Raw genomic sequence first — 12,615 nt, 5'->3', positions numbered from 1 at the left:
CTTCTTTATGCTTCAACGGAATTGTTTTAACTACCCTAGTAAAGGAGGCGTTTCGTATGCTTAAACATCGAGACCTGCATGAATGTACAGAGCTTTATGAGCTATTATCACACCCTTCTGTATTCCCTTTTGTCCGTCAAAAAGCCACATCCGCTGATGAATATTGGTTTATGACAAAACAACTGATTGAAGAGGAAGCGAGAGGACTCGCTATCTCGAGGACCATAACTGATGATTGGGGTCAACCAATCGGCACCATTAGTATTCACGATGTGGAGGACGGTGCAGGCTTTCTAGGAACGTGGATTGGACTCCCTTACCAAGGTAAAGGTTATAATCAAAAAGCAAAAATGTTATTTTTGAACGAGTTATTTTTTGACTATAATTTTCATACGGTCTTTCTCCGTATACGTGTTGAAAATTTAAAATCACAGCGTGCTGCTTTAAAGCTTCCCTATGTGGTGAGTGCCAATGAAAGTCATCCAACATTATTAGCGCAGGTTAATAGCGGTGAGGCACAATTTAATTTATTTAAAATTCCAAAAGATTTATTCTACCTAACAACGGCACATCAAATGCAAGAAGGCGAAGAGCAAGCAATGTAGTGTGTATATATAAAAGAGAAGCTATAAGGTTTTGTCATTTCGACCTACCTCATAGCTTCTTTTCTTTTTTCAAATAGCACTTATTTCTTGTACCGTAAAATTAATGACGCCATTTCATCTGGTGTTTTTGGTTTTTGCGTTTTTGCCATTGTCTCCACCATTTCCACTTTACGCTCTGTTAGTGTATGAACAGACTTCATAAAAGATTCCTTTGTCAACTCGTCTTCCTGTAACACTTCTGCGTAACCTTGTTTTTTAAACAAGTTGGCATTTAAAATTTGATCTCCACGGCTTTTTTGCGCTGAGAGAGGTACTAATAGCATCGGCTTGTGAAGCGCTAAAAATTCAAAAATGGAGTTAGAGCCTGCTCGTGACACAATAAAGTCTGCAGCATGCAATAAATCAGGTAACTCTGTTGTCACATACTCAAATTGCTTGTAGCCTGGCATTGCCTCCAGTGCTTCATCATAATTCCCCTTCCCACATAAATGAATGATGTGAAATTGCTTGAGGAGCTCTGGTAAGTTTTTACGTAGTGCCTCATTTAAGACAACAGAGCCTAAACTCCCTCCCATAACAAGTAAAACAGGCTTTAAAGTAGAAAAGCCGCAGAAAGCTAGCCCCCTTGCTCTTTCTCCCTCAAATAACTCAGGACGAATAATGGAGCCTGTGCAAGTAGCCTTCTCTTGAGGTAAATGCTTCAGAGTTTCTTCAAAAATTGTGAATACATGCGAAGCAAAAGGTAAGGCTATTTTATTAGCAAGACCAGGTGTTACATCAGATTCATGGATGACGACTGGCACACCTGCTAATTTCGCTGCCATCACAACGGGTACAGAGACAAACCCTCCCTTTGAAAAGACAACCTGTGGCTTCACTTTTTTAATAATACGAAAAGCCTGCATCATTCCAGCAAGCACTTTAAATGGATCTGTAAAATTTTTCATGGAGAAATAACGACGCAATTTACCACTCGCAATGCCATAAAACGGAACATCGGGGAACGCCTCGCCAATTAATTCTTTTTCAATACCTTGCTCTGAGCCAATATAGTGGACATCATAACCAAGTTCTAGTAAAGACGGGAGTATCGCCTGATTTAACGATACATGGCCAGCTGTCCCACCACCGGTTAAAATGATTGTTTGTTGTTTCACACAAATTCTCCTATTCCTTAAAAACCATTGTAGTTAGCACTACTTTTTGTTTACAGTGTTCTATTTTACTATATGCTGACGAAAAGATATAGATGAAGCATGAAAATTTCAGCTTTTCTCTCTTTACATATGCTATACTTGTTCATTATGTTCATGAAGGAAGTAGAAAATATGTATCAAACATCCACAATTAAGGAAAAATACGTGCTACTCTTAAAAATGATTGTCCCTATTTTAGTGACACAGGTAGCTATTTATCTTATTTCATTTTTTGATATTTTAATGTCCAGTCGTTACGGGACGGTTGATTTAGCAGGTGTTTCGATTGGTTCCTCTATCTGGATGCCGATTTATACTGGACTTTCAGGTATACTCCTAGCTATTACGCCAATTGTCTCACAGCTTGTGGGAGCGAAAAAAGAGATGGATGCAAAAAAGGCAGTCCAGCAAGGCATTTATGTCGCCATATTGCTGGCGATCCTTATTTTTACAGGACTCTTCTTTGGCATTGATTGGATACTTAGTAAGATGAACTTAGAGTCTGCTGTACATAGCATTGCAAAAGGCTACATCTATGCGATGTGTGCGGGTCTTTTGCCACTTTTCTTATTTTTTGTTATGCGTTGCTTTATTGACGCCCTTGGTCAGACACGGGTCACGATGATCATTACCTTAATGACAACACCCATTAATATCGTGCTGAACTATATCTTTATTTTCGGCAAATTTGGTGCGCCTGAGCTTGGCGGCGTCGGAGCTGGTGTAGCGACAGCAATAACGTACTGGCTAATATTCATGATTACAGTATGGATCATCGCTAAACGAGTACCGTTCGAACGATTCCGTCTGTTTCACGATTGGCCTAAGCTTGAATGGCTTCGATGGAAGGAAATTTTATTGATTGGGGTTCCGATCGGTATTTCCCTATTTGCAGAAACAAGTATTTTTTCTGCTGTGACCATGATGATGAGTAATTTTAGCACAGAAATCATAGCAGCCCATCAGATTGCCATCAATTTCACTTCTCTGTTATACATGGTTCCGCTCAGTATTTCTATGGGTGTCACAATATTAGTAGGTTTTGAGATCGGCGCTGGTCGCATGCGAGATGCTCGTATGTATAGTTATCTATGTGTCGGCACAGCCATTTTATTTAGCTTTATATCAGCTTGCATCTTGTTTATTTTACGTGAACCTGTAGCACATATGTATACGACAGATCAGATGGTACTTGAGTATGCCGTACAATTTTTAGTCTACGCAGCCATTTTCCAGCTATCTGATGCAATACAAGCACCAGTACAAGGCGCATTGAGAGGCTATAAAGATGTTATGATCACGTTTATCATGGCCATTATATCTTATTGGGTAATTGGCTTGCCAGTTGGGTATACCCTTGCCACACATACGGATTTCGGCCCATTTGGCTATTGGATTGGCCTTGTGGCAGGTTTAACAATGGGCGCAATTACTCTTTTAATTCGTCTATTGGTTGTTCAAAAAAGAGTCACTGTTTAACAACAAAAAATCGCTTTTCTCTAACTTGAGAAAGGCGATTTTTTTAGCGTAAAACACCTGTGCGAATGATTTTCACTTGAACAGACGGCACTAGCTGTAAGGATGCATAGACAGCATGCCAATCCTTCTGAAACATTTTGGGGTGATAAGCACGAATATATCGACCAATCCCCAACGTATCCGATTGCTGACCTTGAAGAATCCGCAAAACCTCCTCAAACTCTCCCTGCACATGATCTTGAATCAACTGCTGAACCTCCTTGAAAACGGGGTCTTTATATAAATGGTCATGTGCAAATTCCTCAATTTCTACCTCTATGAGATAATCCATGTCTATTCTTTTTAATTCCTCATTCACCGTCCATTGACGCTTGATATGAATAACATCAGCCGTGATTGGCATCGATTTTCCATCATGCTTCCACATATAGCTCATCCGCGCTTGTTTGCTAGGTTGATTCATTAAGAGAAGCATCGTGAGAGATTGTTTTGGTGTTAATATTGTACCCGTAAACGTTTGACCTGAGAACAAAGCGACACCTGCCGCAACAGCATGCTTTTTATCCTCACTTAACTGAATATACGGAAGTGCTATATCAATTGTCTGTTCAAATAGCATGGAGCCAACCGTCTGTAAATCTAATTTTGGAAAAATTGTATTTTCCTCTGTGCTTTCCATAAAACGTTCATAATAGCCTCCTGCCCCCCCTGCTAAATCCTTTGTTAGCTCTATAAACGGCTTGACATCCCCTTCTGTTACAGCAATTTTTATCGAAATCGGGTTTTGGGGATCACGAAAATAAATATCCAAAATATCATAAAGAGGCTCTCTTACCGTTTGGTCCGATACAAGGATGGTCGATAACTCAGATAAATCAAGTGTTTGTTCTACTTTTAAATTGGCTTGATTCCGTACATCTCTTGGTGAAATGCCGTCCGCTTCAATCACTTCATTTTGCTGAGCTGCTGTATTCGGATAGGCATAATATCCCTTGTATGCCCCTATATATCCGTCCACCCCAACGAGCGTCACAACGGAAGCGTTTTTATAAAGTCGTTCATCCCAACAGCCAGCTAAAAGTAACATAGACAAGAGGAGCATAATCCCTTTACGATACACGTTTTCCCCTCCATTTATTCCAACAAATTATCATCATTGGTAGTAGAATCGTAAACACAATGAGTACGTAGTGTATAGAATTTTTGATAAACTCAATGCGCTGAAATTGCATGACAAATAGCGGCAGGATGGCTAAGAGAAGATGAAAAAAACAATACTTCGTTTCGGATGCTTCCGTTTTTTTGACAAATAAAGCACACGAAGGGACAAACCGTAGATCATGACCGTAACAATGGACCAAGAAAGCCAAATATAGATGAAAAAAATATCCAGCCGTTTTACAAAATTCACTTCCTGTGATTTTAAAATATACATAATAGGCTCTGGTATTAGTTGAACCTCCTCCAAAGCAAAGAACATTTGTGTAAAGACAACCGAAATAAAATAAAAGAAAAAAATGACGAGTTGATAAATCAATAAGGGCTTTCCCTTCACCTGTAAATCCTGTTTGAGAAATGGACGATAAAGGAGGTACATTTCAATCCCAAAAAAGGCATACATGCTATGAATCATGCCCGCCATGATTTGCCTAGTATTGTTCCACTCAACGGGAAAAAGATTACTCCACGTTAAATCTGGAATAGCCAGCATTAAAAAAATGACAAAGAGGAAAATGATAGGAATTAGCATGACACCAATATTGATGATGGTTTCTGGTCTAACTAAATTGGCATACAAAGATAGCCCTACAATCATCATGACAACAATCCATTCAGGTGTTCGGGGCAAGACCCATGAGGCCAGAACATACCCCATATAGGCAATTAATACAGCTGTTATTAATAACCAATAGATCAGATAGACCCAGCGAAAGAACCCATTTAAAAAGAAAAATTGATAATAGCGTTCAAAAAATAACAGCAAGCCGTAATGGAAGATGCTAGCAAGGAAGAAGACATACCATGCACTATGTTGACTGTATATGATTAACGGTGTTTGAAAGGCAATGTAGACAACACCTGTCTGAATGATAAAGAGTAGTAAAAAAAATTGAGCCTTTGATAGAGAAAAATTCATGGTGTATCCTCATTTTTTCCCTTTTCATCCTTCGGTGGTTGAAAGGAAGTAACTTGGACTGTCGGTCTAATAAATGGCCAGCGTAAAAAAATTTTATAAACAGCTTTCGGTTGAAATGGTACGATAGGTGAAAAATACGGCTGTTTCAATGACGTTAAACTAATTAAATGAATTAATAGGATGACAACTCCTACCACAATGCCTAAAAACCCAAATAATGAGGCAAGTAGCATAAACGGAAAACGGATCATGCGAATCGTGCTATTCAATTCAACGGACGGGACAACATAGCTTGAAATGGCCGTTAAGGCGACAACAATGACCATTAAGTTCGACACGAGTCCCGCACTTACAATGGCATCTCCTATCACTAATCCCCCTACGATCCCAATCGTTTGCCCTACTGATTGTGGTAACCGAATACTTGATTCTCGAATGAGCTCCATAATAATCTCAAGTATCAGTGCTTCAATTAACGGTCGATAAGGTATATCATTAACATCATTTTTTACTTGATTACTTAATTCTAAGGGTAATACCTCAAAGTGAAAGCTAATCACAGCAATATAAAATGCTGGTAAAAAAACCGCCGTTACAAACGACAGTAAACGCACTATTTTATAAAAAGAGCCAACCACTACCCGACTATTATAGTCATCAGGTGTTTGATAGAAAGAGAAAAATGTCACAGGGCCAATCATGGCAGACGGCGAAATATTGGTCATGACCACAACTTTACCCTCCACTAAGTGGGCTACCACACGATCTGGATGCTCTGTATTTAACAATTGTGGAAATGGCGATAACACGGAATCCTCTAGTGCATCACTTAACTGGCCAATGCTATAAAAATAGTCGATTTTAATGTCCGCAATCCGCTTTTCCATCTCTTGTAAGGTTTCAGGCTGTATAACCCCATCCATGTAGAGATAATAAGCTTTAGTGTTAGTTTGTTGTCCAATTGTAAAAGATTTGACCACAAGAGCGGGATTATTCACTCGTTTTCGTATCAATGTTAAATTGGTATCCGCACGCTCCACAAGACCCTCATGGGAGCCTCGCAGAATATGTTCATTGTTTGGCTCCTCAAGATTACGACGAACTTCATTGGTAATCGCTAACGTCAGCATTTTTCCCGTATCAGGCAAAATCACGAGCGTTTCACCTTGGCAAACCCGTTCAATCGCTTGCGGTAGCGCAAAATTATCGAGTGTTGTAAGTAGGGTTTCACTCCAAAAAGGTTTTTCTGTATCTAAACGTGCATAAATGGTATCCAGTATTTTTTGTACTTCCTTCGCATCAACAAGAGAAGCGTAAAAGCATAAAATAGCCGTGTCCCCTTCATGCCAATCTATTTGTCTGACGGTCAAATCCGAGGAATGGTAGAATGCTTTTTGTAGGCTTTTGATCATATACTCCACTTTATCCATAAAACGCCTCCTCTACTGGAGAGTATAAGCATTTTTCGTGTATTTCAAACGCTTAGTTCGTGTGATTCCACGCCATGAAAAAAAGATGCCCTCTAGAACATTTGGGCATCTTCATGATCAGCTATTTTTTAAAATAAGCTTCAATATCCTCATACATAAAGGGCGTTCCCTCTATTTTTTCATGGTGATTATGCAAGGCTGTCATTCGATTGATGATCGGGGCTAATTTTCCTTCATCCTCCTGCGTCAAATTAAAGGCGACGCCATAAGAATAGATTTGGTATTTTTCTTCTAAGGTCCATCTAAAAGTACCCTCTAGGTTAAATGATTGATTCATTAAAATAAAGCTAAATTTAAATTTCATCGTTTGATTAACGGGTAGCTTCAAAGAAGAGCGAATCTTCATGCCGCCTAAGCTAATATTTTCAATGATGATAGGTGTATGACCGATATTAATTTTTTGCTCATTCATTTCGATAATTGTCATGAAGCCCTTCACATAGGCCGGGAATTGAAAACGGTAATATTTGCGTCGCTCCACCACAGGTTTTTTATGAACAATCGCTTTTTGTGGTGTTAAAATGCCTTGTGCCAGCATTTTTTCAAAGGCTTTCGAGGGAACAGCCTTCGTATAAATACTACCTTGCAAATAATCACATTCTTGCTGCTTTAAAAAGATAAATTGCTCGTAACTTTCAACTCCTTTTGCCACAACCTGAATACCAAGCATTTTGGCTAAATAAATCGTTGCTGAAATGAGTCCATTTTCAATCGGACGATCATGACGAATTTCACGGATAAACGCTTCATAGATATGGAGTGTCGTTGGTTGGAATGTTCGCAATGATTCTAAGGAAGAGTAGCCTGTTCCAAAATCACCAATAGCAATTTTGACACCGATGTCTTGTAATTCTTTAAGAACGGTCATCACACTTGTACTATTTTTTAAGATGGTACTTTCGCTAATCTCGAACTGTATATAATGCGCGTCAATCGAATTTACCTGTAATTGCTCTTGGACAAACTGAATAAAGCCCTTTTTCATCAGACGGATTGGCGATATCTTAATACTAATTGTTCGCAGCACATGCCCTTGCTGCTTCCAGTGCTGTAACAACGCACATGCTTTTTTAATCACCCAATCTGTAATGATGTGAATCATATGGTTTTCTTCCGCTAATGGAATAAATTCACCAGGTGACACAAGGCCCCATTCTTTATGATGCCAACGAATTAACGCTTCTGCACCGTTGATAACCCCCTTTTGCGGCTCCACCAATGGTTGGAAATATAATTCGAATTCCTCATTTAACATGGCTTGTCGCATATCTCGGTCTAACACATACTGTTTATAGGAAGTAATATCCTCTGTAAAGGCATAAATATGAAAACGATTCCTTCCCTGCTGTTGCGCATAGCATAAAGCTGAATATGCATTTTCTAATAAAATGTTTCTCGTTAAGCCCTCCTCTGGGTAAAAAGCAATACCAATGCTAGCAGATAGGTGCAAGCGATAGTCTTTTATCGAAAAAGGTGTATCAAAGGTTTTCAGTATACGGCTAGCCAGCGCGTAAATATGTTGCTTGCTCACATATTTTTTCATGACAATGATAAAATGCTGATTGTCTAAACGTGCCATGTAACTGTGATCATCTGTTAGTGTTGAAAAGTAGTTGGTCACCGTGCGCAGAAGCTCATCACCGATTTTCGTACCTAGCGCATTATTTAAGATATGAAAGCGGTTAATCGAAATATATAATAGTGCGAAGGGTTCGCCAGCTAAGCATAGGGTATCAACTTTATCATGTAAGCTCAAGCGATTTGGTAAACCTGTCAATTCATCATAATACACTAAATAATTAAGCTTCTTTTCTCGTTCAATCTCCTTTGTAATATCAGTTACTAAGCCGAAAATATGGTTGACCTCCCCTTGCTGATCTAGTCTCGGCACAATTTGCTCCAGCAACCACTTTGTCTGATTCTCCCCCGTTAGGATACGATAAATCACTTGATAGCTTTTGCCTGAAGCGAGATGATCAGTATACGCTAATACCTCCTCACGATGTGCAGGATGAATCATATTAATCCATACTTCTGAGTCATCATAAAGCTTAGCTAATGGAATACCAAGAATTCCTTCCAATCCTTTAGAGGCGAACAGCATATTGCCACGAATGGAATCTCGCATCCAAATCCCTGCATCTAAATTGTCAAAGATAGAATGATAGTTGGCTAATGTATCATTTAGTGTTTTCTCAAGTAGTTTGAAAGCCGTTTCGTCTTTGACAACCCCAATCATCTTAAAGGGCTTGTCATCCTTCCATATGACTTCGGCGGCTGCCTGTAGAAAACGCAGCTCATTGGTTTTACCGTGATAAATTCGGAAGTCACTGTCAAAATTAGTCCCTTTTCGAGCATGATTAAATGCATCATATGTCCTTTCATAATCATCTGGATGAATGAACTGGAAAACGTGATCAATACCATCGTTATCTGAACGTGCAAAGCCAAAAATATGATAAAAGTTATCTGAGCAAAACAGTTTGTCATGCTGAATAAAGTACTCCCAGCTCCCAACTGCCGCAATATGCTGGGCGTAATTTAAATGCTTCTCATGTAGCATTAACTGATGCTTCATGGCTGAATACGTGGACATATCTTCAATGATTAAATAGAGCCCCTCGGCCTGATTGTCGTCATTTTTGATTGGTATAAACGTCAGTACGAGGCTTAGGTTTTGTCCTTGATGCTGTAGTCTTTCAATATCAATCTTGACCGACTTTCCTCGTAATGTTCGATTGAACGCTCTTTTTAATCGTTTATAATCTACATCAGTCAGAATTTTCTTGAAATCTTCTGCATGACTAGGTCGATATTGTAATAGTTCATAGAGTGCTTCTTGATTGACGTAAATAATTTCGCCATCTGCCGCAAACACAATCATCATATCGGGGTGATACTTGGCAAAGGACATGGCATATGAAAATAAACGATGGTCTTGAGCTGTTGCCAGCGCAAACGTATGCGGTCTTTCTTCTTTTGTAAAAAACTGCTTTAATAGATTCGGCTTTTTCATCCATCTCACCTCTCCCTACTTTTTACCCACTACTTATTTATCAATTCCCCCAAAATACAGTTTAAAAACTACTATTTATAAAAGAGAAAGAAAAGTTTCATCGACCGTTTTTCGCTGGAGAAGCGCTCTTTTTTTAGGGGGATTGCTCTTTTTATTTGAACATTCGCTCCATTTAAGAGGGAGAATCGCTCTTTTTTATTAGGGGATGCCTCTAGCCAAAGAAATAGTTTAAGTGTTTTTCTTAAGGTACTACGATTAATTCCATATCCAATAGCCAGCGATCAATGGCTTGCTTTGGATAATAGACTTTGTCCCCTACCTTTACATGAGGGATTTCGCTTATGTAACTATTTGATCCATCTGGCACTTCTGTTAATTTTAGCACTTCCACTAAACTGATTCCTAAATAATCAGCTGCCTCTTGTTGTGACAATAGCTGGTGTTGCACGGATTCCTTTGGCTGCTCTTTTAAACTAGTGGCGATGTGCCAGCTTCCTATTAAAAACGACACGGCTAATGAGAAAATCGCCATTGCTATGCTATATTGTTTCAATTCTATCCTCCCTTTCTCATCAAATTTTACCATTAATTCAATAAAAAAAGATGCTCTCTAAGCCTTTATAGACTTATAGAGCATCTTTCTATTAATAAATGATTATTTTTGGATAAATTGTTGTGTCCAGTAGTTACCTGATTTCACATAACCTACACCGATGTGTGTAAATTTACCGTTTAAAATGTTCGCACGGTGTCCTGGTGACTCCATCCACGCTTGTACTACTTCTTGTGGTGAACGTTGACCTTGAGCAATGTTTTCACCTGCAGCTTTATAAGCGATACCTAAAGCTTTCATACGATCAAATGGTGAACCAAATGTTGGGCTCGTATGTGAGAAATATTTATTTGTTTGCATATCTTGTGATTTTTCACGAGCTGCAGCCATTAATTTTGCATCTGTTTGAAGTGGTGATAAACCAGCTTTTGTACGCTCAGCGTTTGTTAATTTTACTACTTCTTGTTCAAATGCGTCCACATCTGAAGTTGTTGTTGATGGTGTTGAAGTAGTTGGTGGTGTTGCTGGCTTTTCATTTTGTGATGATTGATTATTATTTGGCTTTGTTGGTGTTGTATTATTTGTTGTTGGCGTCTCATTAGATGGTGTAGATACCTGTGGAAGTTTAATCGTCCACTTATGATTATTGTTTGACCATTTATAATAATAAACATTACAGTTTGTTGATTGCTGTACGGAATTCCCCTCTGTTGTATTTGCAGCAGCAGAAGCTATTTGAATTGGAGCTGCTAAAAGAAATGTTGCACAAATTGCAGTTAGTGTTTTTTTCATGTTTGCAATTCCTCCTTCTCTGCCACTAATCGTAAGGGATGATTTTCATTAAAATCTTACCAACATCTGCTAACTACGCCAACGAAGAAGAAAATGCGCGAAAAATCACGTTTTTTTCGCGTTATTTTTTAGCAGGTTTCACCAATCTATGAAATACTTACGTTTGAAAGAGGGTTGACACCCCTCCTAAACTCGTAAATATTTTAGAAAATAAACAGCTGATATGAATAAAAAATGTATGTTTTATACACTCATTTTTTCATCGCCTTTCTTCATTACTTTCTTTGCATCACCCTAGAGATGGCTAGTGTCGTAGCCTCATGTTAGCCTAATATTACAATTGTGTTACAAGAGCGTTACATTTCATTTACATAAAAATAAAACAACCTGTGTAAAGCTACACAGGTTGTTCACGTGCAGAAATTCACTGGTTGCTTTATTCTTCAATTAATCCCAATAACAGGTAAAGCACTAACATTCTCTCCAATAATAACAAGTTTTGCTGGCATTTTCAGATATTCTGGGAGCCATTGCACCATTCCATAAGCATATTGGAACAACATTGGGTTTTTGATGCCCTTAATTGGTACATAGCCTTTCATACGATAAATCGTTTCAGGTAATGCACGCACCCAATCTTCAAACTGCTCCTGTGTAAATTCCTGATCTGTAAAATCTACTAAGCGAGAGCCCAGCTGCATTGAGGCTATTGGCGCTTTAACTATATCTGCTTTATCGACCTGTGTTGTTGCCTTCAGCCCCTCTAATAAGCTGAGTGGTACGCGTCCATTTGTCGTTTGCAATATAAAGGCATGAGGGTTCAAGCCCTGCAGTTCATAGACGACCTGACCTTGCTCTGCCTCTGTTAATAAGTCTGTTTTATTTGCTAACAATAGATGTGCATGGCGAATTTGCTCCAGAAATAAAGAGCGCACTTGTGGTGTTAATGTATCACGGTGTAGCCAGAGCTTAGAATCAGCCACCGTGATAATGCCTTTCACATTGAGCTGATCTGCAAAAAGCGGTGAAAAAACGGCATCCAAAGCTTCTACAGGATGTGCTGCACCTGTTGTCTCGATAATGAGCACATCAAAATCACTATCTAATAGAAGAGATTGAATTTGTGCCTCTGTTTTTTCAGCACCCGAACAGCAAATACAGCCCTCTAGCATCTCCTTTAGCGGGATATCCTTTTCCACTGCCTGCGAGTCAAATGGCAGCTTCCCGAGCTCATTCATAATAACAGCAGGCTTTAATTTCTTTTCTTTTAGCTGGCGAATGACATCTGTCAGCATGGATGTTTTGCCACTCCCTAAAAAGCCACTAAATAGGTACACATCTTTCATA

The 12,615-nt window shown here is 39.0% G+C and carries 10 protein-coding genes; 2 read left to right on the top strand and 8 right to left on the bottom strand.

What is annotated here, in order from left to right; all coding sequences use genetic code 11:
• Nucleotides 1–56: 56 nt before the first annotated feature.
• Entirely contained in the window at nucleotides 57–605 is a 549-nt protein-coding gene (locus NYE73_RS12435) for a GNAT family N-acetyltransferase (protein ID WP_004230128.1), read from the top strand.
• Nucleotides 606–685: 80 nt separating this feature from the next.
• Here NYE73_RS12435 and NYE73_RS12430 read toward each other — a convergent pair whose 3' ends face one another.
• Nucleotides 686–1,762 (bottom strand): undecaprenyldiphospho-muramoylpentapeptide beta-N-acetylglucosaminyltransferase, encoded by a 1,077-nt coding sequence (locus tag NYE73_RS12430; RefSeq protein ID WP_048392899.1) that lies wholly within the window; start codon nucleotides 1,760–1,762, stop codon nucleotides 686–688.
• Nucleotides 1,763–1,933: 171 nt separating this feature from the next.
• Between NYE73_RS12430 and NYE73_RS12425 the strand changes: the two genes are divergently transcribed.
• Nucleotides 1,934–3,280: an MATE family efflux transporter gene (locus NYE73_RS12425; protein WP_048392901.1), complete on the top strand. Its 1,347-nt coding sequence runs from the start codon at nucleotides 1,934–1,936 to the stop codon at nucleotides 3,278–3,280.
• A 43-nt stretch (nucleotides 3,281–3,323) separates the two neighbouring features.
• Here NYE73_RS12425 and NYE73_RS12420 read toward each other — a convergent pair whose 3' ends face one another.
• The 7 genes from NYE73_RS12420 to NYE73_RS12390 form a co-directional block, all read right to left on the bottom strand.
• On the bottom strand, nucleotides 3,324–4,400 hold the full coding sequence (locus tag NYE73_RS12420) for a Ger(x)C family spore germination protein (RefSeq protein ID WP_048392902.1): 1,077 nt from the start codon (nucleotides 4,398–4,400) through the stop codon (nucleotides 3,324–3,326).
• A 132-nt stretch (nucleotides 4,401–4,532) separates the two neighbouring features.
• Entirely contained in the window at nucleotides 4,533–5,417 is an 885-nt protein-coding gene (locus NYE73_RS12415) for a spore germination protein (RefSeq protein ID WP_259950734.1), read from the bottom strand.
• On the bottom strand, nucleotides 5,414–6,847 hold the full coding sequence (locus tag NYE73_RS12410; RefSeq protein WP_259950733.1) for a spore germination protein: 1,434 nt from the start codon (nucleotides 6,845–6,847) through the stop codon (nucleotides 5,414–5,416). The genes NYE73_RS12415 and NYE73_RS12410 overlap by 4 nt, the downstream gene beginning before the upstream one ends.
• Before the next feature lie 121 nt (nucleotides 6,848–6,968).
• Nucleotides 6,969–9,923, bottom strand: coding sequence for an EAL domain-containing protein (locus tag NYE73_RS12405; protein WP_259950732.1), 2,955 nt, complete (start codon nucleotides 9,921–9,923; stop codon nucleotides 6,969–6,971).
• Nucleotides 9,924–10,164: 241 nt separating this feature from the next.
• A complete protein-coding gene (locus NYE73_RS12400; RefSeq protein WP_259950730.1) occupies nucleotides 10,165–10,476 on the bottom strand; it encodes a helix-turn-helix domain-containing protein in 312 nt (103 codons plus the stop codon).
• 102 nt (nucleotides 10,477–10,578) lie between these two features.
• On the bottom strand, nucleotides 10,579–11,268 hold the full coding sequence (locus NYE73_RS12395) for a CAP domain-containing protein (RefSeq protein ID WP_259950728.1): 690 nt from the start codon (nucleotides 11,266–11,268) through the stop codon (nucleotides 10,579–10,581).
• Nucleotides 11,269–11,711: 443 nt separating this feature from the next.
• Nucleotides 11,712–12,614 (bottom strand): CobW family GTP-binding protein, encoded by a 903-nt coding sequence (locus tag NYE73_RS12390; protein WP_259950727.1) that lies wholly within the window; start codon nucleotides 12,612–12,614, stop codon nucleotides 11,712–11,714.
• Between the last annotated feature and the right edge of the window lies 1 nt (nucleotide 12,615).

The sequence above is a fragment of the Lysinibacillus sp. FSL K6-0102 genome, assembly GCF_038003545.1.
Taxonomy (GTDB): Bacteria; Bacillota; Bacilli; order Bacillales_A; family Planococcaceae; genus Lysinibacillus; species Lysinibacillus capsici.
The sequence above is the reverse complement of the archived record's forward strand: the minus strand, read 5'-3'. Positions and strand labels throughout refer to the sequence as shown.

Coding starts and splice junctions, on each gene's coding strand:
- NYE73_RS12435 (WP_004230128.1), top strand. CDS start 57: ATGCTTAAACATCGAGACCTGCATGAATGTACAGAGCTTTATGAGCTA.
- NYE73_RS12425 (WP_048392901.1), top strand. CDS start 1,934: ATGTATCAAACATCCACAATTAAGGAAAAATACGTGCTACTCTTAAAA.
- NYE73_RS12415 (WP_259950734.1), bottom strand. CDS start 5,417: ATGAATTTTTCTCTATCAAAGGCTCAATTTTTTTTACTACTCTTTATC.
- NYE73_RS12410 (WP_259950733.1), bottom strand. CDS start 6,847: ATGGATAAAGTGGAGTATATGATCAAAAGCCTACAAAAAGCATTCTAC.
- NYE73_RS12405 (WP_259950732.1), bottom strand. CDS start 9,923: ATGAAAAAGCCGAATCTATTAAAGCAGTTTTTTACAAAAGAAGAAAGA.
- NYE73_RS12395 (WP_259950728.1), bottom strand. CDS start 11,268: ATGAAAAAAACACTAACTGCAATTTGTGCAACATTTCTTTTAGCAGCT.
- NYE73_RS12390 (WP_259950727.1), bottom strand. CDS start 12,614: ATGAAAGATGTGTACCTATTTAGTGGCTTTTTAGGGAGTGGCAAAACA.